The sequence below is a fragment of the Neptuniibacter sp. QD48_11 genome, from assembly GCF_047778095.1.
Taxonomy (GTDB): Bacteria; Pseudomonadota; Gammaproteobacteria; order Pseudomonadales; family Balneatricaceae; genus Neptuniibacter.
The window spans coordinates 808540-832238 of the sequence record NZ_CP180551.1; the positions used below are offsets into that span (position 1 = coordinate 808540).

Sequence of the window (23699 nt, forward strand, 5' to 3'; positions counted from 1 at the left end):
GCAATGCTACCACTGCTGGCAGAATTTTTATCGGGATATTACAGCGGCTTTGCTGTATTTCAGTACCTAACCCTGCGTGGGATTTTGGGTGTATTAACAGCATTGTTGATAGCTTTGTGGGTCGGCCCTCATATGATCAACAAACTACGTAGTAATCAGATTGGTCAAGCGGTACGAGATGATGGTCCTCAGACGCATTTGAGCAAAGCAGGTACACCAACAATGGGTGGTGCTTTGATCCTAGTTGCAATTGCGATTAGTACCCTTTTGTGGAGTGATCTGACTAACCCTTATGTGTGGATTACGTTGGGCGTGACGCTTATTTTTGGTGCAGTGGGCTGGGTCGATGATTATCGTAAAGTGGTTGAGAAAAACCCACGAGGATTGCCTGCTAAGTGGAAGTACCTGTGGCAGTCAGTAGGTGGTATGGGGGCGGCAGTATTACTCTATAGCATGGCTTCCACACCAGTTGAAACAGAGCTTCTGATTCCATTCCTAAAAGATGTGTCGATCGATCTCGGTATCTTCTTTATCGTTTTTACCTACTTTGTAATTGTCGGTAGCTCCAATGCGGTAAACCTCACTGATGGCTTAGATGGTCTAGCTATTTTGCCAACTGTAATGGTAGCTGGAGCATTAGGTGTATTTGCATATCTGTCCGGTAACATCAATTTTGCTGAATATCTGTTGATCCCTTACGTGCCGGGTTCTGGTGAGCTGATTATATTTTGTGGTGCCATGGTTGGTGCTGGTCTTGGTTTCTTGTGGTTTAACACTTATCCAGCTCAAGTGTTTATGGGTGATGTCGGTGCCTTGTCTTTGGGTGCTGCGCTTGGTGTTATTGCCGTTATCGTCCGTCAAGAATTTGTACTGTTCATTATGGGCGGTGTGTTTGTGGCTGAAACCGTGTCAGTAATTTTGCAGGTGGCATCGTTTAAATTAACAGGTCGCCGTATCTTCCGGATGGCGCCTTTGCATCACCATTTTGAATTGAAAGGTTGGCCAGAGCCTCGTGTAATTGTTCGTTTCTGGATCATCACAGTAGTTTTGGTGCTGATTGGCTTGGCATCTCTGAAAATTCGTTAAGGTAAAGTTTGAGCATGAGTTTAATCGCCAGCGATAAATTAAAAGTGGTCATCGGTTTAGGTCAAACCGGGCTGGCATGTGCGCGCTATCTGGCGTCTAAAGATGAGCGTTTTTTCGTTGTTGATAGCCGAGAGAATCCTCCAGGTATGGATGAGCTATCAACTGAGCTTCCTGACGTTAAACTGATTTGTGGCCCTTTTGATGCTGAGCTATTGAGTGGTGCGTCAGAATTGATTTTGAGCCCTGGTGTTGCACAAAGTAATCCTGCCATTCAAACGGCGGTAAAAGCGGGCGCGAAATTAAGTGGTGATATTGATCTTTTCTGTAATGAGATCAGTGCCCCAATTGTTGCGATTACTGGTTCAAATGCTAAAAGTACGGTCACTACCTTAGTGGGTGAGATGGCTGCTGCAGCAGGCTTGAATGTTGGAGTGTGCGGGAATATTGGTACGCCTGTACTTGAGATGTTAAACGAGCCTGAAAAAGATCTGTATGTTATCGAACTATCAAGTTTCCAGTTAGAAACAACTAATGATCTTCGAGCAGCAGTTGCAACGGTACTCAATATTAGCCCTGATCATTTAGATCGTTATGATTCTATGCAGGGTTATTATCAGGCTAAACACCGGATTTTCCGCGGAGCTAAAAAGGTCGTTGTTAACCGTGATGATGCACTGACAATGCCATTAATGCCGAGTGGTGTTGATCAGCTTGCTTACCACTTAGGTAAACCCGATCTCAAAGTCTTTGGTTTGACTGAAGAAAAAGGTGAAACTTGGCTTGCTGTTGGTCTGGATAAATTAATACCGGTATCTGAGTTAAAAATACGTGGTAGTCATAACATGGCCAATGCACTGTCTGCATTGGCTTTAGGTCAGTCTGTTGGCTTGCCAATGGATGCGATGCTAACGGCTTTAAAGAACTTTGCTGGCTTGAAGCATCGTTGCCAGTGGGTCGCTGAAAAAGGCGGTATTGAATACTACAACGATTCCAAAGGTACTAACGTTGGTGCGACTGTTGCTGCGCTGAACGGTTTAGGAAAAACCCTATCTGCAGATCAACGTATTGTGTTAATTGCTGGCGGTGTTGGTAAAGGTGCCGAATTCTCTGAATTGGCTGAACCTATGCAGCAGTTCGCAAGAGCATTGATCTATATCGGCGAAGATGGACCGCGTTTAGCTGACAGTTGTGAAGGTGTGATTAAAGAATCAGCGGATGATATGCAAGCTGCTGTTGCAAAGGCGCAAGCTCAAGCGAAAGAGGGTGATATTGTTCTACTTTCGCCAGCCTGTGCGAGCTTTGATATGTTCTCTGGTTTTCCCGCTCGTGGTGATGCTTTTATTGATGCGGTGGAGGCTCTTTAATGATCTCTTTGGCGATGACGAACATTAAGCAGAGGTTAGAGGGTTTAATTCCTTCGCCTCCGCCTGTTTGTACGTCACAAAGAGTGTTGCCATTTGACCCATGGGTGCTGGCTTGTTCAGTTGCTCTGGTTCTAACGGGGTTTGTAATGATTAGCTCTGCATCTTTAGATGTGGCGCTAAAAAATAACGGGACAGCGTATTTTTACGTTATTCGTCAGTTCATATTTATCATGTTGGCGATGATTGGTGCTGTAGTCGTTTGGAATATCCCAATGCGCTTTTGGGAAAAGACCGGGCACTGGTGGATGTTGGCTGCCGGTGTCTTATTGATTTTGGTACTTATCCCGGGTGTCGGTAAAGGGGTAAATGGTAGTCATCGTTGGTTACCTTTAGGTCCTTTAAATCTCCAGGCATCTGAGGTCGCTAAGTTCTGTATGGTGATGTACATGGCTGGCTACTTGGTGAGACGCTTGGATGAAGTGCGTAGCAGCTGGAAAGGGATTGCGAAGCCGACTCTACCTCTGGGTATTTTTTGTGTGCTGCTGTACTTCGAGCCGGACTTTGGTGCCTTAGTTGTCCTGATGGGGACAGTTATGGGCATGATCTTTTTGGGTGGAATGCGCTTTTCCCAATTCTTGATGGTGATCTCTGGTGTAGTGGGTCTGCTGGTTGCTGTTGTGGGTTTGCAGCCTTACCGAGTAGCTAGACTTCAGAGCTTCTTAGATCCATGGTCCGATCCTTTTGGAACTGGGTACCAGTTATCGCAGGCACAAATCGCTTTTGGTCGTGGTGAATGGTTTGGAACGGGGTTAGGTAATAGCGTTCAAAAACTATTTTATCTGCCAGAAGCTCATACTGACTTTGTGTTTTCAGTATTGGCAGAAGAGTTGGGCTTTATCGGCGCGATCGCTTTGATCTTGGTTTATGCCGTATTAATCGTGAATATTTTCCGTATTGGTCGTCGAGCTGAAAAGGTAAAATCCTTTTTCTCTGCTTATGTCTGTTACGGCTTTGCAATTATCTTTGCAGGGCAGGCGTTGATCAATATTGGGGTGAATGTTGGTGCTTTGCCTACAAAAGGTTTGACACTTCCCTTGGTGAGTTACGGTGGAAGTAGTTTGTTAGTAAGTTGTGCCATGTTGGCCGTTATTTTAAGAGTTGACTACGAATTGAAACTAGCTGGAAAAAATCAGCCAGATGCTGAAGCTAAAGAGCGTAAACAAAAAAATCAGGAGGCTACCGCATGAGCGCTTCTGATAAAAAAGTAGCTTTGATTATGGCTGGCGGCACTGGCGGCCATGTCTTCCCTGCATTGGCTACAGCAGAGAAACTACAGGCACAAGGTGTTCATGTTGAATGGTTGGGCTCTCGACACGGAATAGAAGCTGATTTGGTACCTGCAGCAGGATTAAAACTGCACTCTATTGAAGTCAGAGGTTTAAGAGGCAAAGGCAAGTTAAGCCTTCTTTTGGCTCCATTTAAACTGTTGATCGCTTTGTGGCAGGCGCTATCGGTTGTTCGCTCTGTTAACCCTGATGTTGTATTAGGTATGGGCGGTTTTGCTTCTGGTCCCGGTGGTCTTGCTGCGTGGTTGCTAAGAATTCCGTTGATCATTCACGAACAGAATGCTGTTGCAGGAATGACTAACAAGGCTTTGTCTAAATTAGCCAAAAAAGTTCTGGAAGCGTTCCAAGGTGCATTCAAAAGTGGCCTAACGACTCAAACTGTGGGTAATCCGGTACGCGGAAGTATTTTGAATTTACCTGAACCTAAAGAGCGTTTTTCTGATCGTGAAGGACCTTTGCGTCTTTTGGTTGTAGGTGGAAGTTTAGGCGCGAAAGCGATTAACGACCTTCTGCCTGAAGTGCTTGCTGATTTACCTCAGGAGCAACGTCCAGAGGTTTGGCATCAGGCAGGAAAAAGAAATATTGAAGAAACTCAGCAGCGTTATGAAGCGCTGGGCGTAACTGAGTGTAAAGTTGTGCCATTTATTGATGATATGGCAGAAGCCTATAGTTGGGCAGATGTGGTTTTATGTCGTGCTGGTGCTTTAACGGTGAGTGAATTGAGCAATGCAGGTGTGGCATCTGTATTAGTGCCTTTTCCTTATGCGGTTGATGATCACCAAACTAAAAACGCAAATTATCTTGCTGAGAGAGATGCTGCAATTTTAATTCAGCAGGCGGATCTTAATAAAGAAACGCTAACAGCATTATTAACAGAACAATTAAATCAACGAGAAACGTTGATGGAAATGGCGAACAAAGCGCTATCACTAGGTAAACCCGAAGCAAGTGATGTGGTAGCAAATGTTTGTCTTGAGGCAATGAAGTAATGAAACAACAAAATGCTTTCACCCGTTATGAAATACCGGAAATGCGCCGTATCAGCCGAATTCATTTTATCGGCATTGGTGGTGTGGGTATGTGTGGTATTGCGGAAGTATTGCTGAATCAGGGATATCAGATCTCAGGTTCAGATATTAAAGTGTCCGCGACAACTCAACGCCTAGAAGGCTTGGGGATGAACATCTTTATTGGGCATGCTGATACCAATGTCTCAGGTGTGGATGTGGTTGTTGTTTCCACTGCGGTTAACGAAGAAAACCCAGAAGTGAAAGCTGCGCGTGAACAGCGTATTCCGATTGTTCGTCGTGCTGAAATGTTGGCTGAATTGATGCGCTACCGTCACGGTATTGCTGTAGCTGGCACGCACGGCAAAACAACGACGACAAGTCTGTTAGCTTCCATCTTTGCTGAAGGCGAGCTTGATCCAACATTTGTCATTGGCGGTCGACTGAACAGTGCTGGCACCAACGCCAAAATGGGCACGAGCCGCTATCTTGTGGCAGAGGCTGATGAAAGTGATGCTTCATTCCTTCACTTACAGCCTATGGTTGCGATTGTTACAAACATCGATGCGGACCATATGGAAACTTATGAGAATGACTTCTCTAAGTTGAAGAAAACATTTGTCGAGTTTCTACATAACCTACCATTCTACGGTCTTGCGGTTATGTGTATCGATGATCCTGTTGTAAGGGAAATCCTTCCGGAAGTTAGTCGTCCAGTGCTGACTTACGGTGTAGAGGAAGATGCTGACTACCGTGCTGAGAATATCAGACAAGAAGGTATGTACACCCGCTTTACCGTTAAGCGCCCGGGAGATTTTGCCGATCTAGAAATCTCACTAAATATGCCGGGACATCACAATATGTTGAATGCCTTAGCAACGATTGCTGTGGCTACCGATGAGGGCATTAGTGATGAAGCGATCTGCACCGCTTTAACTAAGTTTGAAGGCGTTGGTCGTCGTTTCCAAGTTTTGGGGGACGTGCCTGTCAATGGTGGTAGCGTTATGTTGGTTGATGATTACGGTCACCACCCAAGAGAAGTTAATGCCGTTGTTAAAGCCATTCGTGAAGGCTGGCCTGAAAAGCGTTTGGTGATGATTAATCAGCCTCATCGTTATAGCCGAACTCGTGATTTGTACGAAGACTTTGTGGAAGTACTGTCTGAAGCCGATGTGTTGTTATTGCTAGAGGTTTATGCCGCTGGTGAAGAGCCAATTGCTGGTGCTGATAGTCGTAGCCTATGTCGAAGCATTCGTCAGCGTGGTCGTATAGATCCGGTATTTGTTAGTGATAAAGACACCGTTGCCGATGTGCTGAAAGATATTTTGGAGCCAGGTGATCTATTGCTGACTCAAGGTGCGGGTGATATTACAGCGCTTGCTCATCAGCTTAAACAGGCCAACCTTGTAGCCGATAAGGAGGAAAAATGAGTTATCAAATTGATGCTCAAATGAAATCCGACTTCGGACGAGTTGCGGTTATTTTTGGTGGTAATTCATCTGAGCGTGATGTTTCACTCAAGAGTGGTGCTGAGGTTTTAGCTGGACTACAACGTGCAGGTGTTGATGCATTTGGTATCGATCTCTATGGTCCTAATGGCGATCAACAGCCGTTACAGCAACTACAAGAAAATCACTTTGATCGTGCCTTTTTGATTTTACATGGCCCAGGCGGTGAAGACGGTACCTTGCAAGGTGCGTTGGAAATGCTAGGCAAACCATACACTGGAAGTGGTGTGACAGCTTCTGCAATCGGTATGGATAAGTTAAGAACCAAGCAGGTGTGGATAGGCGCAGGCTTACCGACTCCAACATTTGCGGCATTTAATGGTGAATTTGAGGTTGATGACATCGTTGAGCGTCTTGGTTTACCGATGATTGTTAAGCCTGCGCACGAAGGTTCCAGTATTGGAATGAGTAAAGTTGCCAGTGCTAGTGAACTAGAAACAGCATTGGAAACAGCCGCTGGTTTTGATCGTAGTGTGATCGCAGAAAGTTGGATGAGTGGTGACGAGTATACCGTTGCGGTGCTTGATGGTTCTGCATTGCCTCCTATTCAGCTAGTCACGCAGCACGAGTTTTATGACTTTGATGCAAAATATCTAGCGAACGATACGCAGTACAAGTTCGATCATGGTTTGTCAGAGGACAAATTAACATCCCTGAAACGTCTAGCTGAACAAGCATTTGCCGCGGTTGGCTGTAAAGGCTGGGGGCGTGTAGATGTGATGCAAGATCAAGATGGAAACTTCCAACTATTAGAAGTTAATACGGCTCCGGGTATGACGGATCATAGTCTTGTGCCAATGGCTGCGCGAGAGCAAGGAATTAGCTTTGATGAGTTGGTCGTTAGAATATTAAAAACGGCCCAATAAAATGAACCTTTTGCGATTTTTTCGACAAACTGAACCGTTGGGGGAGCAAGAAGTAGAGCTTGCTAAGCCTCGCGGTGCCAGTCGTGAAAAGATCGCTAAAGAAGAACCAGTAAAAGGGAAAGCTGATAAAAAGAATCCTAAAAAGGATAGCCTAGTAAATAACGATACTGAGTTTTGGTGGAAGCCATTTTGGACGTTGTCTTCTCTAGTTATTTTTATCGGCGTGTTATGGGGTATTGGTCATAACTTATGGCAGTGGTTGGATCGCCCGGTAGCGAGCGTAGTGATTGAAGGTAAAACCCAGCATTTGGACCGAGAAAAGTTAGGGCAGATTATTGCTGGTGGCCTAACAGCGAATCTATTAGAGATTGATATTGAATCGGTTCAATCACTAGTAAGTGAACAGCCATGGGTCAGGGTCTCTTCTATTCGACGAGATTGGCCCGATACCTTGCTTATTGAAGTTGAGGAAGAGGTGCCGGTTGCTCGTTGGGGGGAGAGAGGTTTGTTAAACCATCAGGGCGATATATTTTGGCCTGAACTTTCTCAAGAGTATCGGAGCTTACCTCGATTAAGTGGGCCTGCTCCAGATACAGAAAGGGTAATGTCACAGTTTCATGATTTTAATCAGATGTTGAAGCCTATGGGGCTTAGTGTTGTCGCACTGGATTTAGAGGCTCGTGGAGCCTGGACCATGGAGCTAGATAACCAGATAAAAGTAGTTGTAGGTCGAGAAGCAATCAATGCACGCTTACAACGGTTTTTGACTTTGTATAAACAACGATTGGCTGCTCAAGCGGCTGATATAGAAACAATCGATATACGTTATACCCATGGGGTGGCGGTGAAATGGCGGGAAAAACCCGAAAGCGAAATGCAGGATAAAACATAATGAGTGGTTCGATGGAAAACAATATGGTTGTTGCGCTCGATATCGGGACCTCAAAGGTGCTGTGCCTTGTAGGGGAGATCGGTATTGATGGTGCCATCGAAATTATCGGCATTGGCTCGCACCCATCTCGAGGCCTGAAAAAAGGCGTTGTAGTGAATATCGAATCAACAGTGAGCTCGATTCAGCGCGCGGTAGAAGAGGCTGAATTGATGGCGGGTTGTAAGATTCACTCTGTGACAGTTGGGATTGCAGGTAGCCATATTAACAGCCTGAATTCTCATGGCATTGTGGCTGTTCGAGATCGAGAAGTTACTGAGTATGACCTGGAACGCGTAATTGATGCTGCACGTGCTGTGGCTATTCCAGCTGACCAGAAAATCTTGCACATTTTGCCTCAAGAGTATGAGATTGATAGCTCAGAGGGCATCAAAGAGCCTTTAGGGATGTCGGGTGTGCGTTTAGAAGCGAAGGTGCACCTTGTTACTGGTTCAGTGAATGCTGCTCAGAATATTGAAAAGTGTGTGCGACGTTGTGGTCTTGATGTAGATAACCTAGTTCTTGAGCAATTGGCTTCAAGCTATTCCGTTTTGACGGAAGATGAGAAGGAGCTGGGTGTTTGTATGGTGGATATCGGCGGTGGCACCTCTGATATCTCTATTTTTACAGGCGGTTCTATTCGTCATACTGCGGTCATTCCGATTGCTGGTGATCAAGTTACAAACGATATCGCGATGGCTTTGCGAACACCAACGCAGCATGCGGAAGAGATCAAGGTTAAATATGCGTGTGCACTGGCACAGCTCGCTACAGGTGAAGAGACCGTTAAGGTGCCTGGTGTAGGTGATAGGCCTGCTAGGGATCTTTCTAGACAGTCGTTAGCAGAAGTGGTTGAGCCCCGTTACGAAGAATTGTTTAGCCTGATTCAGGCCGAATTGAGACGCAGTGGTTTTGAAGATTTGGTTGCAGCAGGCATTGTGCTGACAGGCGGAACTTCGAAAATGGAAGGTGCCATTGAATTAGCTGAAGAAATCTTCCATATGCCGGTTCGCTTGGCGACACCACACGGTGTACGTGGGATGGAAGATATTTTAAGTAGCCCTATTTATGCAACAGGTATGGGGCTTCTGCAATACGCACAACAAGATCATGTTGGTGCTGTTGAGCAAGACGTCGAGCCAGAAGTCGTTGTGGGTTCGCAAAAGAGTGTTTTAGACAAGATGAGAGCTTGGTTTCAGAACAACTTCTGAACAAGCTGAAGGTTTTTAGATTGATAGCAGCAAAAGTAGCGTGCTGCTTTATTAGGGGATAGTGCTTGGCAGGGCACTAAAGGAGCTAACAATGTTTGAACTGTTAGATAGCGTTCCGCAAAATGCCGTTATTAAAGTTATCGGTGTTGGTGGTGGAGGCGGAAACGCTGTAAAACACATGGAAAGTGGTGACCTAGAAGGGGTGGAATTTGTTTGTGCAAATACAGATGCGCAAGCGCTTTCATCTATGGCGTCCCAAAAAGTTATCCAGCTTGGTAATACGCTTACCAAAGGCCTAGGCGCGGGTGCAAATCCAGAAGTTGGTCGTCAGGCTGCGATGGAAGATCGGGATCGCATTGCAGAAATGTTGCAAGGTGCGGATATGGTATTTATCACGGCTGGTATGGGCGGTGGTACAGGTACGGGTGCCGCACCTATCGTAGCCGAAGTAGCTAAAGAACTCGGAATTCTAACAGTCGCAGTCGTGACAAAGCCTTTCCCGTTTGAAGGCCGTAAACGAATGAGTATTGCTATTGAAGGTATCAAAGAGCTTCGCGAAAGTGTTGATTCCCTCATTATTATCCCTAACGAAAAACTGATGCAGGTACTAGGTCGTAATTGCAGCCTTTTGAATGCATTTGAGTCTGCCAACGATGTTTTGAAAGGGGCTGTTCAGGGTATTTCGGATCTTATTACACGTCCGGGTATGATCAATGTTGACTTTGCTGATGTGCGGACTGTTATGTCCGAAATGGGCATGGCGATGATGGGTACCGGTGGTGCGCGTGGTGAGAACCGAGCTGCTGAAGCTGCAGAGAAAGCGATCAAGAGTCCACTACTTGATAACGTAGATCTGAAAGGCGCGAGCGGTATCTTGGTAAATATCACTGCGGGTATGGATCTCAGCTTGGGTGAATTTACCGAAGTGGGTAATCAGATTGAAGAGTACGCATCTGAAAATGCCACGATTGTCATCGGTACCGTCATTGAGCCAGAGATGACTGACGAACTGAAAGTGACAGTTGTTGCTACGGGTTTGGATAAGCCAGAAGAAACGGTCCGCCCTGTTTCTGGTGGAATGCAAAAAGTGGATGGAAGTTTAGACCTTGAGCAGATCGATCTGCCTACGGTTTTGCGTCGCAAAAAAAATGAGGCACTTGACGGGCCGGCTGAGACTGAAAGTGAGTTGTTAAAATCAACAGGTACTGAGAGCGAGTCCGCTTATTTAGATATTCCTACTTTTCTGCGTAAACAAGCGGATTAATTGGAATGTCCTTTCTAAAAGGGCGATTATTTGTTAGTATCTCGCGCTAGAGTGGCCTATTTTATTTTTTGGCAGATAGCATGATTAAACAGAGAACATTAAAAAACAGCATTAAAGCAACAGGTATTGGTTTGCATACGGGGCAGAAGGTTTATCTGACGTTGAAGCCTGCGCCAGTAAATACCGGTATTGTTTTCCGTCGTACTGACTTGGATCCAGTTGTTGAGATCCTTGCGCATGCGCACAATGTTTCTGATACAAAACTGTCAACCAACCTGGCTAAAGATGGCGCGCGTATAGCGACTGTTGAGCACCTACTTTCTGCAATGGCTGGCTTAGGTATTGATAATGCTTATGTTGAGCTAAGTGCAGAAGAAGTACCTATTATGGATGGTAGTGCTGCGCCGTTTGTATTCTTGATCCAGTCGGCAGGCCTAGAAGAGCAGAATGCTCCTAAAGAATTTATCCGTATTAAGAAAGAAGTAACGGTTGAGGCTGATGGTAAGTCAGCTACGTTTAAACCGTTTGATGGCTTTAAAGTGGGCTTCAAAATCGATTTTGAACACCCAGCATTTGAAGGCCGTAACATGGAATCTTTCCTAGACTTCTCTAGTACTTCTTTCGTTAAAGAAGTTAGCCGTGCGAGAACGTTTGGTTTTATGAGTGACTATGAATACCTTCGCTCTCAAAACCTAGCATTAGGTGGTAGCTTTGATAATGCGATCGTAGTCGATGATTACCGTATTCTTAATGAAGACGGCCTTCGTTACGACGATGAATTTGTTAAGCATAAAGTGCTTGATGCGGTGGGTGATCTATACCTACTAGGTAAGAGCTTGATCGGTGAGTTCTACGGAAACAAATCAGGGCATTATCTAAACAATCGTCTTTTGCGTGAATTGTTAGCGCAAGAAGATGCTTGGGAAGTGGTGACTTTCGAAGATAATGAAGAAAGCGCGCCTATCTCTTATCAGAAGCCAGTATTAGCAGTCTGATAGATCGAAAGAATTAAGAGCCGAACTTTTATAGTTCGGCTTTTTTTTGTCTATTTCCCTATCTTTTTTCCATATTTTTTTTATTTCCCCTTTTAGATTCATTTTCTGCCCCCAATAAAGGTAGAATGCTGAGTTAATTTTTATCCGCTAATCGAGCGGACTATAGGTTTTAGACTTCACAGGTATAAGTCGAGATATGCTGACAGGACTGTTAAAGAAAGTTTTTGGTAGTAAGAATGATCGCGAATTAAAGCGCATGGGTAAGATCGTAAAGGCGATCAATGCGTTGGAAGTAGATCTAGAAAAACTAACGGATGAAGAGCTAAAGGCTAAAACGGCTGAATTCCGTCAGCGTCTTGATGATGGCGCGACTCTGGAACAGATCCTTCCTGAAGCTTTCGCTACGGTAAGAGAAGCATCAAAGCGTGTTATGGGTATGCGCCATTTTGATGTTCAGCTTATCGGTGGTATGACACTGAATGATGGCAAAGTTGCGGAGATGCGTACGGGTGAAGGTAAAACCCTTGTAGCAACATTAGCTGTATATCTAAATGCGCTTCCTGCTGAAGGCGTTCACGTAGTAACAGTGAATGATTACCTAGCAGAGCGTGATGCTGAATGGATGCGTCCTCTTTATGAATCTCTAGGCTTATCGGTAGGTGTTGCGCTATCTGGTCAAAATCCAGAAGTGAAACGTGCTGCTTATGCTTGTGATATCACTTACGGCACAAACAACGAATTTGGCTTTGATTATCTCCGCGATAACATGGCATTTAGCACTGCTGAGAAAGTGCAGCGCGGCTTTAACTTCGCTGTAGTCGATGAGGTTGACTCTATCTTAATCGACGAAGCGCGTACGCCTTTGATCATCTCAGGTCCTGCAGAAGATAGCTCTCAGCTTTATATTGCGATTAACGAGCTAATTCCTTCGTTAGAGAAATTCGATGGTGAAATTGATCCTCAGGACGAAGAGCAGGAGATTAACGAGCACTTCGTTGTTGATGAGAAAAACCGTACGGTTGAACTGACAGAAGCGGGTCACACTGCTGTTGAAGATATGCTTGCACAAAAAGGTCTTCTGAGTGAAGGTGATAGCCTGTATGCACCTCAGAACCTTAACCTGCTGCACCACGTGCTAGCGGGGTTGAGAGCGCATAACTTATTCCAACGTGATGTTGATTACATTGTTCAGGGCAATCAGGTTGTGATTGTCGATGAGCACACGGGTCGAATCATGGAAGGCCGACGTTGGTCAGAAGGTTTGCACCAAGCGGTAGAAGCAAAAGAGGGTGTATCGGTTCAGAATGAGAGCCAGACTTTTGCCTCAACCACATTCCAGAACTACTTCCGTCTATACGACAAACTGTCTGGTATGACGGGTACGGCGGATACGGAAGCATTCGAGCTGCGTCAGATTTACGGTTTAGATGTTGTTGTAATTCCAACCAACAAAGCGATCGCTCGTAAAGACGAGAACGATCTGGTTTACCTGACGGTTGAAGAAAAGTACGAAGCTATTATCAAAGAGATTCGTGCTTGTCAGGAAGCGGAGCGTCCTGTACTTGTGGGTACAGCGTCCATCGAATCATCTGAGTTAATCTCTTCATTACTGAAGAAAGAAAAAATTACGCACAATGTATTGAACGCAAAGAACCACGGTGGTGAAGCGTCAATCATTGCTCAGGCAGGTCGTCCAGGTGCTGTGACTATCGCGACTAACATGGCTGGTCGTGGTACCGATATTGTGTTGGGTGGTAAGTTAGAGGCTGAACTAGCTGAACTTGATAACCCATCTGAAGAACAAGTTGCTGAATTGACGGCTGCATGGCAGAAGCGCCATGAACAGGTATTGGAAAATGGCGGTCTACATATTGTAGGTACTGAACGTCATGAATCTCGTCGTATTGATAACCAGCTACGTGGTCGTGCAGGTCGTCAGGGTGACCCAGGTTCATCTCGATTCTTCTTGTCCTTAGAAGATGATTTGATGAGAATCTTTGCTTCCGATCGTGTAAGACAGTTGATGCAAGCGCTAGGTATGGAGCGTGGTGAAGCTATCGAGCATAAGATGGTAAGTAATGCGATCGAGAAAGCGCAGCGTAAAGTAGAGGGTCGTAACTTTGATATCCGTAAGTCATTGCTTGAATATGATGATGTAGCTAATGATCAGCGTACAATCATCTACGAACAGCGTAATGACTTGATGGCCACAGACGATATCTCTGAAACAGTTAATTCTGTTCGTGAAGAGGTTGTTGCTAATAAATTTAGTGAGTTTGTTCCGCCGCAGAGTCTTGAAGAACAGTGGGATATTCCAGGTCTTGAGAAAGCATTGGAAACTGATTTTTCCATTAAAATGCCAATTCAAGAGTGGCTAGATCAAGATGATTCATTGCATGAAGAAACCCTGCATCAAAAAGTTCAGGATACAGTGCTAGAGGTTTATCAGCAGAAAGAAGCGCAAGTGGGCGAATCTACAATGCGTAACTTTGAGAAGCAGGTTATGCTTCAGGTGCTAGATACCCTGTGGAAAGAACACCTACAGACTATGGATCACCTGCGTCAGGGCATTCACCTTCGAGGTTATGCACAGAAGAACCCTAAGCAGGAATACAAGCGTGAATCTTTCCACCTATTCCAAGAATTGCTGGAAAATATCAAGCGTGATGTCATTCGTATTCTAAGTCATGTGCAAGTTCAGCAGCCAGAAGATGTTGAAGCGATGGAGCAGCAGCGCCGTGAGCAAGCTGAACGACAGCAGATGGACTTTAAGCATGACAATAGCTCAGCTATGTCGGGTGAAGAGGGTGAAAGTTCCAATGCTGAAGAGCAAGCTCAGCCAGAAACTTTCGTTCGAGATGGCCGTAAAGTAGGTCGTAACGAACCATGTCCATGTGGTTCAGGTAAAAAATACAAGCAGTGTCACGGTAAGCTTTCGTAAGAGTGAACTGTTTATTGGTCAACACAGAAAGCAGCTTTTAAGCTGCTTTCTGCATCTTAGGAGACAGAAAATGGCAGTCGGGCCAGCTACATTTCCAGAAAAAATGCACCCAGTTGCAGGGTTTAAATTAGGAACAGCTTCTGCAGGTATTAAAACTCCAGGTCGAAAAGATGTAGTGCTGATGGAGTTGTGTGAAGAAGCTACTGTCGCAGGCGTTTTTACTTTGAATGCTTTTTGCGCAGCGCCGGTGCAGATTTCTAAAAAACATTTAGACGCTGCAGCAACGCGATATTTTATCGTTAATACAGGCAACGCTAATGCGGGTACTGGTGAGGAAGGTTGGAATGATGCTATTACAACCTGTGAAGAGGTCGCTAAGCTTTGCGATTCGGGTGTTGAGGCAGTTCTTCCTTTTTCCACTGGTGTTATCGGTGAAAAGTTGCCTGTAGAAAAATTAGTTTCAGCTTTGCCTGCAGCTAAAGAGGTGCTATCGGAATCAGGTTGGGATGAGGCTGCAGAAGGCATTTTAACCACTGATACACGAATCAAAGGCGCTAGCCGTCAATTTGAGTACCAAGGCAAGGTTGTAACTTTGACTGGTATATCAAAAGGCTCAGGCATGATTAAGCCAAATATGGCAACAATGCTGGGCTATGTGGCAACAGATGCGCAAGTTGATGCTGATTTATTGAAAGTGCTACTTACTGATACAGCCAATTGCTCCTTTAACCGTATTACGGTTGATAGTGATACATCTACAAATGATTCTTGTATGTTGGTTGCGACTGGGAAATCAGGTGTGTCAGTTTCTCCGGAAGATCGTTCCCTACTAGCCTTATTCAAAACTGAATTGACACAGCTTATGCAAGATTTGGCGCATGCGATTGTACGTGATGGCGAGGGTGCAACTAAGTTTGTGACAGTAAAAGTTGAGTCAGCTAAGACGCAGCAGGAAGCTTTGAAGACGGCTTTTGATATTGCTCACTCTCCTCTAGTTAAAACGGCTTTATTCGCTTCAGATCCAAACTGGGGGCGTGTATTGGCGGTAGTTGGGCGTGCCGAGATAGAAAATCTAGATCTTAATGCGTTAGAGATCTATTTAGGCGATGTTTGTATCGTTAGTAAGGGTGGAAAAGACGCTACTTACACTGAAGAAGCTGGTCAGGCGGTTATGGACCAGGAAGAGATTCTAATTCGAGTCGTACTTAATCGTGGTGACGTGTCAGAGACGGTATGGACTACGGATCTTTCCCATGACTATGTCAGCATCAATGCGGATTACCGTAGCTAATGGCTAATAAGGTTGTTCATGTCGCAGCGGCTGCTATCTGGAATAGTAAGCGTGAGTTGCTGATTGCGAAACGCCCTGATGATAAACACCAGGGCGGCTTGTGGGAGTTCCCTGGTGGTAAGGTTGAGTCAGGGGAAGCTGTGCTTGATGCTTTAAGCCGTGAGCTTGATGAAGAGCTGGGGATCAGACTTACCCAAGCAGAAAAGCTGATAGAGGTTCCTTATCATTATCCTGATAAATCAGTTTTACTCGATGTTTATAGTATTACTGAATTTGAGGGAGAGCCTTGGGGTAAGGAAGGGCAGCCAGTACGTTGGGTGAAGCTTGATGAGTTGGATGGCTATGAGTTCCCTGCTGCAAATAAACCGATCTTGGATGCCTGCCTTTTACCGAAATCACTTGCTATAACGCCGTATCTTTCAGATCTTCAACAGCTTGAAGTATCTATTATGCGAGCAATAAAGGCTGGAGCTGAAGGTGTTGTCCTTCGAGCTCCGCTGTTTGAGGCTGATTCAGTAGCATTGGATAAAACAATTGATTTCATCAATGCTCAAATAGATGCGGCCTCTGTAAGAAATGTTTTCTTTACGGTAAACACTACGGTAGACATTGCGAATAAGTTGGCTCTTGATGCAGTTCATCTTTCAGTGAGTAATCTGGAAAAGTTGAATCATAGAGACGAGTTCACTGGGCGTTGGCTGGGTGCGTCTTGTCATAATGCTGATGAACTGTCCGAAGCGATAGCTAAAGGGGTCGATTACATAATGCTGTCACCAGTACAGCATACGCAATCGCACCCTGAGGTAGAGCCATTAGGTTGGAAGGATTTTTCCGAATTAGCTAAGTCTAGCTTGGTGCCTGTTTTTGCGTTGGGTGGCATGGATAAAAGCGATTTAGTTCTCGCTGTGGAGAATGGTGCGCAAGGTATTGCGGCAATTAGTGCATGGTCGGAGGGATAGGCTGATCTTTATCAATCTGTTCTTCCGTTTCACCGCTACTAAAATCGCTAGCAGCTTTTGATTCAGGTATTGAATATTCTTCGCTTGCCCAAGCGCCTAAATCAATCATTTTGCAACGTTCACTACAGAAGGGTCTAAAAGGGTTGCTGCTGTCCCAAGCTTGCTCTTTGGAACAGGTTGGGCATTTTATTTTTGGACTACTCATTTCTTTTTCTCTTTTGTAGCTTCACTAAGCTCTGTGTGTAGCTTCACTAAGCTCTGTGTGTAGCTTGATAACCTGATTTTCCAAGCTTTCTAAATCAGCATTGTTATCGATGATAATATCTGCTTTTTTTAGTCTTTCTTGGCGGGGCAACTGGGCGGCCATAATTGCTTTGATCTGTTCTTTGCTAGCGCTATCGCGCTTAACAGTTCGAGCTAATTGTAACTCTTCGGCCGCATCTACAACGATTACTGTCTGAACTAATTCGTGCTGGTCTGTTTCTAATAATAGTGGGGAAGACAGTACAGCATAGCTGCTTGTGGCATCGTGTAATTGCTGTTTGATACTTTGGCGAATAATCGGGTGTAATAGTTGCTCTAACCAGGTTTTGGCTGTTTTATCTCTGAAGATTATTTCGCGCAAATCTTTACGATTTAATTCACCACTTTCAGTGACAATGTGACTGCCAAAGTGCTCAGCGATTTTGTCTAGTGCAGGTTCGCCTTTTGCGACCACTTCTCGTGCAACAATATCAGCATCAACAATAGTGATTCCGAGGTCTTGTAAACGATCAGTTACAGCGTTTTTTCCTGAGCCGATGCCACCTGTGATGCCAACAATGTACATAGATTAGATTCTTATTAGTTGAAGGTAGAGTGTTGTCAGAGTGTCGCCCCAGATCAGTGCTATCCATCCTGCAATTGAGAGATATGGGCCAAATGGAATAGGGTTTTGAGGTGAATGGTTTTTAAACAGCATCATAGCTATACCAATTATCGCACCGACTAATGAGCTTAATAGAATAATTAGTGGCAATTGATAGACTCCAGCCCAGGCTCCAAGGGCTGCGAGTAGTTTGAAATCTCCGTATCCCATACCTTCTTTGCCTGTTAGCAGTTTAAATGCCCAGTAGATTGACCATAAGCTTAGGTAACCTGCCATTGCACCATAGACAGCGTGTTCTAGTGAACTGAAAAGGCCAAAACTGTTGACGAATAAACCCAGCCATAGCAAAGGTAGAGTTAAACGGTCGGGAAGTAGTTGATGATCAATATCTATAAAAATCAGGCATACCAGTACCCATGTAAGTACTACTACGCTTAATCCAATCAGGTTAAAGCCAAAAACGTAAACTGCATAAGCGGAGCAAATAGCTGTAAATAATTCTACAAAAGGGTATCTGAAAGGTATCGGTAACCCGCATGAAGAGCATCTAGCGCCAAGGAATATCCAGCTAATAACCGGTATGTTTTCATACCATCTGATTCTGTGTGCGCATTTGGGGCAGGTAGATGCGGGAACGGAAAGATTATAGATTTCTTCCTGCTCTTCCTGCTCTTCCTGCTCTTCCTGCTCTTCCTGCTCTTCCTGCTCTTCCTGCTGTTGCTTAGCTTCCTGTTCCTTCAGGTAGCAAAAAATTTCTTTCTCCCATTCTCGAGTCATCATAATAGGTAAACGATGTATGACTACGTTTAAAAAACTACCGACACAAAGAGAAAACAAAAACGCGCAAGCGATAGCCAGCGCGGGGTCATTAATAATTGGAATCATAGTTTTAAACTTGAAATTTGCGTAGGAGGAGTAACTTCAATTAAATTTACTAGGATAAAAATGAAACCATCAAAGAGTTTTTCATAATTTATTGTAATCAGCACTTCATATATGGGTTATTCACCCTTCTATTAGGAAATTAAGAATAAACCAAAACTTGGATGTTGTGCTAAACAACGTTGCCTAATTGGAATATCGGAAGATACATGGCTATAACGAGTCCGCCAACTAAAACTCCAAGAACAGCCATAATAAGAGGTTCTAGTAAGCTAGATAAGTTATCTACAGCGTTATCCACTAGCTCTTCATAAAAATCAGCAATCTTTTCTAACATCATCTCAAGTGAGCCGGCTTCTTCCCCGATTGCAATCATCTGAATAACCATATTGGGAAATATACCTGTCATGGTTACTGCGTTTTGAAGGGATTGCCCTGTAGATACGCCATTTTTAATTTGTAAAATTGCATCCCTATATAGAGCGTTACCTGAAGCGCCGGCGGCAGACTCTAGAGCGTTGACTAAAGGAACTCCTGCTGCAAAAGTTGTAGCAAGCGTTCGTGCGAAACGAGCAATAGATGCATTGTGTAATATTTCACCAATGATAGGTATTTTTAGCATCGCTTTGTCAGTTCCGTCTCTAAATCTCTGAGATTTTTGTTTTGCTTTTTGGAATGAAAAGCCTATGACAGCAACAATAAGGAAAGTGATCCACCACCATTCTTGTGCAACTTCAGATAAATTAATCACGAATTTAGTAAAGGCTGGGAGGTCTGCGCCAAAACCTTTGAACACATCTTCAAATTGAGGTACGACTTTTACAAGGAGGATAGCTGAAACAATTAGGCCAACAATTATTACAGCTGTTGGGTAAGTTAATGCTTTCTTTATTTTTGCCTTAAGTGATTCTAGCTTTTCTTTATAAGTTGCTATTCGGTCTAGCATTGCATCTAATGCGCCCGATTGCTCGCCAGCATTCACTAAGTTGCAGTACAAATCATCAAAATGTTCAGGGTGCCGAGTCAATGAGGTTGAGAAATCTGTTCCGCTGTTTACGTCATTTTTAATTTCATAAACAATATCTTTTAGTTTTTGTTTTTCTATACCTCCAGCAGTAATTTCTAGTCCTTGGAGTAATGGAACGCCCGAACGCATCATCGTAGCCATTTGACGGGTAAAGAAAGCAATGTCTACAGGCTTTATAGGCTTGTTTTTTGCGCTAAATAAGCCGGCAGATTGCTCTTTGGATATTTTAGAAGTTAAGATTCCTTGAGTGCGAAGTTGTGCTTTAGCTTGAACTGCGCTGCTTGCATCTATCTTGCCTTTGCTTTTGTTACCGCTTTTATCTTTCCCTTGCCAGGTGAAAGTATATAACTTGGCATTTTTAGCCATAAATTAATTCCCGTTATCAGGTCTTGATGACTCGGTTCATTTCTTCAAGACTGGTGATTCCTTCCGCGACTTTTTTCAAACCAGAGCGTCTCAGGCTCTGGAAATTCTGTGTTTCAGCTACTCTTAGTATATCTAGTGAGTTGCCATTCTCCATAATAACTTCAGCAATTTCTGGCGTCATAGGAAGCATTTCATAAATGCCTACTCGACCTTTATAGCCGCGATTGCACTTGCTACAGCCATCATGATTAGCTTCAAAGAGAGTTAGATTATCAAGTTCTTCATTGCTAAAGCCTTCTTCTATTAGTGTGACTTCAGGAAGAGAAGTCGGTTTTTTGCAGCTTTCACATAAACGCCTACCTAATCGTTGAGCTATGATGAGACTAACCGATGTGGCTATATTAAATGCAGGAACCCCCATATTTCGTAAACGAGTGAGTGTTTCTGGAGCGCTATTTGTATGTAGCGTGGATAATACCATGTGTCCTGTCTGGGCTGCTTTAATAGCTATTTCGGCCGTTTCAAGGTCTCGAATTTCACCAACCATTACTACGTCAGGGTCTTGGCGAAGGAATGCACGAAGAGCTTCAGCAAAATTTAAACCAACTTTGGCATTTACATGTACTTGGTTTATCCCTTCCAAGTTGATCTCAACAGGGTCTTCTGCAGTAGATATGTTCCGTTCTTCAGTGTTGAGAATATTTAAGCCTGTATAAAGACTTACGGTTTTACCACTTCCTGTTGGACCTGTTACTAATACCATGCCTTGTGGGCGATGAAGGGTTGTTAAATAAAGATCTTTCTGGAAATCTGCAAAGCCCAGAGCTTCGACTCCCATTTTTGCACTGCTAGGGTCTAGTATACGAAGTACAATTTTTTCACCCCATAGAGTGGGAAGAGTATTTACACGAAAATCTATGGCGCGTTTTTTAGATATCTTCATTTTAATGCGGCCGTCTTGGGGCACACGCCTTTCAGAAATATCCATTTGCGACATTACTTTTAACCGAGCAGATAGCCTCGCTGCTAGGTTGGAAGGGGGTTTGGCTACCTCTTGAAGGATACCGTCAATCCTAGAGCGAATTCGATAGCTTTTTTCATAAGGCTCGAAATGAATATCGGATGCACCATTTTTAATGGAATCTAAAAGGATTTTGTTAATAAAACGCACGATAGGTGCATCTTTTGTAGCGTCTTCTTCGGAATCTTGCTCTTCAGGCTCTGGAGCAGATCCGTCTGAAATTTCTAGATTATCTAGATCACTATCTTCTAATTCATCTAAAGCAGAATCTTGCCCTTCTAAAAATGTTTCTATAGCCCGTGTAAGTTTGTCTTCTTCAACAATGATAGCTTCAGTTGTGATACCGCATTGAAACTTAAACTCATCTAATGCTTGTATATTTGTGGGGTCGGATATAGCAACGAATAGGCGGTTATCACGTTTCTGTAAAGGCAGAGCGTGATGTTTCGAAATAAGAGAATCGTTAATTAGGCCTTGGGGCAAATTGGTTAGGTCTAGTGCATCCAAATCCAATAAAGGAATACCAAATTCTTCAGATGCTGCTGCGGCGGCTCTATATGCACTTACAAGGCGTTGTTCAATGACATATGAGATAAAGGTTTGCTGCTTTTCTCTTGATTGAAGAGAAGCCTCTGCTGCAACTTCAGCTGAACATACACCTTCATTAACCAGTCGTTTTGCTAGTCCACTTAATGGTTGGCTAGGTTGCAAAGTGTGACTCCCGTCTCATTCCATGACACCAATTTTGATTACTAAAACTAACGAATCAGTGATAAATAGCTCAGATCTATTTTTGTTACAGTGCTACCCACTTAAAATAGCATTTGCATAGCAGTTTGAAAATGCGCTATATAAGTATTATGAAATAAAATCGGATAGGTCACTGGCGTGTTTTGAAAAATGCGCTACAATCAAAGGACTTGGTGATACCAAGGATTTTTATTCGCTGGAGAAAAAAAATGAAAAAAGTACAACAAGGTTTTACCTTAATTGAATTAATGATCGTGGTTGCGATTATTGGTATTTTGGCTGCAATCGCATTGCCTGCATACCAAGATTATACGCTTCGCTCAAAACTATCTGAAGTTGTTGCATTGTCTGGTGGTAACAAAGTGGCTGTTGAGGAGTATTACCACGTAAATGCTGCACTTCCTACGTCTTCTGCATCTATCACTGGTTGGGATGCTACTATGGAAGGTTCCCATGTTGGTACAGTTAACGTGACGTTGGTTTCTAGTGCGATTAACAATACTCTTGCTACGCAGATGGATACTGACGACAACGCTGCCGACGTAGTAATCCTAACACCAACGGCTACTAGCGGTAATGTTACTTGGGCAATTACTTGTACTGGTATCCAAGATGCCCGTTGCCCAGCTCGTTAAGGTTAGTCGTATCTTTTAAAAAAAGAGGGTGTTACCCTCTTTTTTTTGTTTTTAAAGAACCTAAACATAGAAATGAAACGAAATATAATAATTATTCTAATCGCGGCGTGTGTTGGTGTGACTTGGTATATCGCTAATACAACTGAAAGGCTCACCCCACAAATTAAAAGCGCAGCAGAAAACGCTATTCTCGAACAGCCAGAATTTCCTGCACGTCCTGTTTGGTGGCATGATGATTCCGTAATGGCTGTTGGTATTGTCCCAGACACTGTTAATCCTCACCATGCAGCAGCTAAAGCTTGTGAAATCATTAAAGCCAAAGGTGTGACGACTGCCATTGTAGAGATCTATGATGTGGTCAAGATTCAGAAAGAAGATGATTGGGATCAGCTAGCCGCAGATAGCTGTCAGTAAACGATAAATTTTAAGTGTTATTTAAAATGAAAAAGGCTGCATATGTGCAGCCTTTTGTCACTCAAGAATAATGTAATCTGGGCATTAATCTTCAATTAGGCGCATAGATAGATCTACTGCTTGGCAGTGCTTAGTCAGCGCGCCGATAGAAATATAATCTACGCCAGTTTCTGCGATAGGGCGTAAGGTTTCGTCAGTAATGCCGCCAGAGGCTTCAAGCTTGGCAATACCGCGAGTTAGCTTAACTGAATCCCTCATCGCTTCTAGAGAGAAGTTATCCAGCATAATAATGTCCGCACCGGCTTCTAGCGCTTGATGAAGTTCTTCCATCGTTTCCACTTCAACTTCGACAGGTTTGCCAGGCTCATTTGATTTAGCTGTGGCAATTGCGGCGTCGATACCACCACAGGCCATAATATGGTTCTCTTTAATCAAGAAAGCATCGAATAAGCCAATGCGGTGGTTGTAGCAGCCACCACAGGTAACGGCATATTTCTGGGCAAAGCGAAGGCCTGGAAGAGTTTTGCGAGTATCAAGCAGTTTTACCGTTGTGCCAGCTACTTTGTCCGCATAGAACTTACTCACAGTAGCTGTGCCTGAAAGCGTTTGTAGAAAGTTTAAAGCCGCGCGCTCTGCTGTTAAAAGGTTTCTAGCAGAACCTTTCGCCCAGAAAAGTACTTGGTCGCGTTGAACGATGTCACCATCATCAACTTGCCAGTCTAGCTCTAGTTCAGGGTCTACTTGGCGAAAAACTTCATTTACCCAATCGATACCGCAAACAACAGCCTCTTGCCGGCTGATGATTCGAGCCGTTGCGGTTTGTTCAGCAGGAATCAGTTGTGCGGTAATATCGCCACTGCCTATATCTTCCTGTAAAGCGTAACGAACGGCGTCTGGGATAAGGTGCTGAATTTCTGCGCGGGTCAACATAGTCGGTCCTGATTGAAAATGTGTGAGGCTTGGCTTTTAC

21 protein-coding genes are annotated in these 23699 nt (G+C 44.1%); 15 read left to right on the forward strand and 6 right to left on the reverse strand.

The genetic code is table 11. The annotated features are described in order from the left end of the window. Positions 1-3 precede the first annotated feature (3 nt). The 13 genes from mraY to ACMXYU_RS03645 all read left to right on the forward strand — a co-directional run bounded on the left by mraY (position 4) and on the right by ACMXYU_RS03645 (position 16766). Entirely contained in the window at positions 4-1086 is a 1083-nt protein-coding gene (gene mraY / locus ACMXYU_RS03585) for a phospho-N-acetylmuramoyl-pentapeptide-transferase (protein WP_415900218.1), read from the forward strand. A gap of 14 nt (positions 1087-1100) precedes the next feature. Further along, positions 1101-2450 carry a UDP-N-acetylmuramoyl-L-alanine--D-glutamate ligase gene (gene murD / locus ACMXYU_RS03590; protein WP_415900220.1) on the forward strand — a complete coding sequence of 450 codons (1350 nt, stop codon included), beginning with the start codon at positions 1101-1103 and terminating at the stop codon, positions 2448-2450. Next, positions 2450-3697 carry a putative lipid II flippase FtsW gene (ftsW, locus tag ACMXYU_RS03595; protein WP_415900222.1) on the forward strand — a complete coding sequence of 416 codons (1248 nt, stop codon included), beginning with the start codon at positions 2450-2452 and terminating at the stop codon, positions 3695-3697. Before murD ends, ftsW begins: the two co-directional genes overlap by 1 nt. After that, on the forward strand, positions 3694-4785 hold the full coding sequence (gene murG, locus ACMXYU_RS03600; protein ID WP_415900224.1) for an undecaprenyldiphospho-muramoylpentapeptide beta-N-acetylglucosaminyltransferase: 1092 nt from the start codon (positions 3694-3696) through the stop codon (positions 4783-4785). The genes ftsW and murG overlap by 4 nt, the downstream gene beginning before the upstream one ends. Continuing rightward, on the forward strand, positions 4785-6233 hold the full coding sequence (murC, locus tag ACMXYU_RS03605) for a UDP-N-acetylmuramate--L-alanine ligase (RefSeq protein WP_415900226.1): 1449 nt from the start codon (positions 4785-4787) through the stop codon (positions 6231-6233). The genes murG and murC overlap by 1 nt, the downstream gene beginning before the upstream one ends. After that, on the forward strand, positions 6230-7177 hold the full coding sequence (locus ACMXYU_RS03610; protein WP_415900228.1) for a D-alanine--D-alanine ligase: 948 nt from the start codon (positions 6230-6232) through the stop codon (positions 7175-7177). The genes murC and ACMXYU_RS03610 overlap by 4 nt, the downstream gene beginning before the upstream one ends. Position 7178: 1 nt before the next feature. Next, positions 7179-8069, forward strand: coding sequence for a cell division protein FtsQ/DivIB (locus ACMXYU_RS03615; RefSeq protein ID WP_415900230.1), 891 nt, complete (start codon positions 7179-7181; stop codon positions 8067-8069). Then, positions 8069-9316 (forward strand): cell division protein FtsA, encoded by a 1248-nt coding sequence (gene ftsA, locus ACMXYU_RS03620; protein WP_415897613.1) that lies wholly within the window; start codon positions 8069-8071, stop codon positions 9314-9316. The genes ACMXYU_RS03615 and ftsA overlap by 1 nt, the downstream gene beginning before the upstream one ends. A 91-nt stretch (positions 9317-9407) precedes the next feature. Then, positions 9408-10580 (forward strand): cell division protein FtsZ, encoded by a 1173-nt coding sequence (gene ftsZ / locus ACMXYU_RS03625; protein ID WP_415900231.1) that lies wholly within the window; start codon positions 9408-9410, stop codon positions 10578-10580. 80 nt (positions 10581-10660) lie between these two features. Further along, positions 10661-11575 (forward strand): UDP-3-O-acyl-N-acetylglucosamine deacetylase, encoded by a 915-nt coding sequence (lpxC, locus tag ACMXYU_RS03630; protein ID WP_415897614.1) that lies wholly within the window; start codon positions 10661-10663, stop codon positions 11573-11575. A gap of 196 nt (positions 11576-11771) precedes the next feature. Continuing rightward, positions 11772-14516: a preprotein translocase subunit SecA gene (secA, locus tag ACMXYU_RS03635; RefSeq protein ID WP_415900233.1), complete on the forward strand. Its 2745-nt coding sequence runs from the start codon at positions 11772-11774 to the stop codon at positions 14514-14516. Positions 14517-14586: 70 nt separating this feature from the next. After that, the gene (gene argJ / locus ACMXYU_RS03640) at positions 14587-15807 is read left to right on the forward strand and encodes a bifunctional glutamate N-acetyltransferase/amino-acid acetyltransferase ArgJ (RefSeq protein WP_415900235.1); all 1221 of its coding nucleotides are present in this window, start codon (positions 14587-14589) and stop codon (positions 15805-15807) included. Next, on the forward strand, positions 15807-16766 hold the full coding sequence (locus ACMXYU_RS03645; protein ID WP_415900237.1) for a Nudix family hydrolase: 960 nt from the start codon (positions 15807-15809) through the stop codon (positions 16764-16766). The genes argJ and ACMXYU_RS03645 overlap by 1 nt, the downstream gene beginning before the upstream one ends. On the opposite strand, the gene ACMXYU_RS03650 is transcribed toward ACMXYU_RS03645, so the two are convergent. The 5 genes from ACMXYU_RS03650 to pilB all read right to left on the reverse strand — a co-directional run bounded on the left by ACMXYU_RS03650 (position 16744) and on the right by pilB (position 21641). Beyond that, a complete protein-coding gene (locus tag ACMXYU_RS03650) occupies positions 16744-16971 on the reverse strand; it encodes a DNA gyrase inhibitor YacG (protein WP_415883654.1) in 228 nt (75 codons plus the stop codon). The two genes, ACMXYU_RS03645 and ACMXYU_RS03650, sit on opposite strands and share 23 nt — an antisense overlap. A 24-nt stretch (positions 16972-16995) precedes the next feature. After that, on the reverse strand, positions 16996-17595 hold the full coding sequence (gene coaE / locus ACMXYU_RS03655) for a dephospho-CoA kinase (RefSeq protein ID WP_415900238.1): 600 nt from the start codon (positions 17593-17595) through the stop codon (positions 16996-16998). A gap of 3 nt (positions 17596-17598) precedes the next feature. Next, on the reverse strand, positions 17599-18519 hold the full coding sequence (locus ACMXYU_RS03660; protein WP_415900240.1) for a prepilin peptidase: 921 nt from the start codon (positions 18517-18519) through the stop codon (positions 17599-17601). A 169-nt stretch (positions 18520-18688) separates the two neighbouring features. Further along, complete coding sequence (locus tag ACMXYU_RS03665; protein WP_415900242.1) at positions 18689-19909, reverse strand: type II secretion system F family protein; 1221 nt, start codon at positions 19907-19909, stop codon at positions 18689-18691. Positions 19910-19925: 16 nt separating this feature from the next. After that, positions 19926-21641, reverse strand: a complete 1716-nt coding sequence (pilB, locus tag ACMXYU_RS03670; protein WP_415900244.1) for a type IV-A pilus assembly ATPase PilB — start codon at positions 21639-21641, stop codon at positions 19926-19928. A gap of 248 nt (positions 21642-21889) precedes the next feature. Between pilB and ACMXYU_RS03675 the strand changes: the two genes are divergently transcribed. Together ACMXYU_RS03675 and ACMXYU_RS03680 are read left to right on the forward strand one after the other, a co-directional pair. Continuing rightward, on the forward strand, positions 21890-22315 hold the full coding sequence (locus tag ACMXYU_RS03675; protein WP_415900246.1) for a pilin: 426 nt from the start codon (positions 21890-21892) through the stop codon (positions 22313-22315). A gap of 72 nt (positions 22316-22387) precedes the next feature. Continuing rightward, positions 22388-22729: a hypothetical protein gene (locus tag ACMXYU_RS03680; protein WP_415900247.1), complete on the forward strand. Its 342-nt coding sequence runs from the start codon at positions 22388-22390 to the stop codon at positions 22727-22729. Between the two features lie 84 nt (positions 22730-22813). On the opposite strand, the gene nadC is transcribed toward ACMXYU_RS03680, so the two are convergent. Further along, positions 22814-23659, reverse strand: a complete 846-nt coding sequence (gene nadC / locus ACMXYU_RS03685; RefSeq protein ID WP_415900249.1) for a carboxylating nicotinate-nucleotide diphosphorylase — start codon at positions 23657-23659, stop codon at positions 22814-22816. Between the last annotated feature and the right edge of the window lie 40 nt (positions 23660-23699).

Bases quoted from the DNA above. Each gene is read 5' to 3' on its own strand.
- mraY (WP_415900218.1), top strand. From the start codon at position 4: ATGCTACCACTGCTGGCAGAATTTTTATCGGGATATTACAGCGGCTTT.
- murD (WP_415900220.1), top strand. From the start codon at position 1,101: ATGAGTTTAATCGCCAGCGATAAATTAAAAGTGGTCATCGGTTTAGGT.
- ftsW (WP_415900222.1), top strand. From the start codon at position 2,450: ATGATCTCTTTGGCGATGACGAACATTAAGCAGAGGTTAGAGGGTTTA.
- murG (WP_415900224.1), top strand. From the start codon at position 3,694: ATGAGCGCTTCTGATAAAAAAGTAGCTTTGATTATGGCTGGCGGCACT.
- murC (WP_415900226.1), top strand. From the start codon at position 4,785: ATGAAACAACAAAATGCTTTCACCCGTTATGAAATACCGGAAATGCGC.
- ACMXYU_RS03610 (WP_415900228.1), top strand. From the start codon at position 6,230: ATGAGTTATCAAATTGATGCTCAAATGAAATCCGACTTCGGACGAGTT.
- ACMXYU_RS03615 (WP_415900230.1), top strand. From the start codon at position 7,179: ATGAACCTTTTGCGATTTTTTCGACAAACTGAACCGTTGGGGGAGCAA.
- ftsA (WP_415897613.1), top strand. From the start codon at position 8,069: ATGAGTGGTTCGATGGAAAACAATATGGTTGTTGCGCTCGATATCGGG.
- ftsZ (WP_415900231.1), top strand. From the start codon at position 9,408: ATGTTTGAACTGTTAGATAGCGTTCCGCAAAATGCCGTTATTAAAGTT.
- lpxC (WP_415897614.1), top strand. From the start codon at position 10,661: ATGATTAAACAGAGAACATTAAAAAACAGCATTAAAGCAACAGGTATT.
- secA (WP_415900233.1), top strand. From the start codon at position 11,772: ATGCTGACAGGACTGTTAAAGAAAGTTTTTGGTAGTAAGAATGATCGC.
- argJ (WP_415900235.1), top strand. From the start codon at position 14,587: ATGGCAGTCGGGCCAGCTACATTTCCAGAAAAAATGCACCCAGTTGCA.
- ACMXYU_RS03645 (WP_415900237.1), top strand. From the start codon at position 15,807: ATGGCTAATAAGGTTGTTCATGTCGCAGCGGCTGCTATCTGGAATAGT.
- ACMXYU_RS03650 (WP_415883654.1), bottom strand. From the start codon at position 16,971: ATGAGTAGTCCAAAAATAAAATGCCCAACCTGTTCCAAAGAGCAAGCT.
- coaE (WP_415900238.1), bottom strand. From the start codon at position 17,595: ATGTACATTGTTGGCATCACAGGTGGCATCGGCTCAGGAAAAAACGCT.
- ACMXYU_RS03660 (WP_415900240.1), bottom strand. From the start codon at position 18,519: ATGATTCCAATTATTAATGACCCCGCGCTGGCTATCGCTTGCGCGTTT.
- ACMXYU_RS03665 (WP_415900242.1), bottom strand. From the start codon at position 19,909: ATGGCTAAAAATGCCAAGTTATATACTTTCACCTGGCAAGGGAAAGAT.
- ACMXYU_RS03675 (WP_415900246.1), top strand. From the start codon at position 21,890: ATGAAAAAAGTACAACAAGGTTTTACCTTAATTGAATTAATGATCGTG.
- ACMXYU_RS03680 (WP_415900247.1), top strand. From the start codon at position 22,388: ATGAAACGAAATATAATAATTATTCTAATCGCGGCGTGTGTTGGTGTG.
- nadC (WP_415900249.1), bottom strand. From the start codon at position 23,659: ATGTTGACCCGCGCAGAAATTCAGCACCTTATCCCAGACGCCGTTCGT.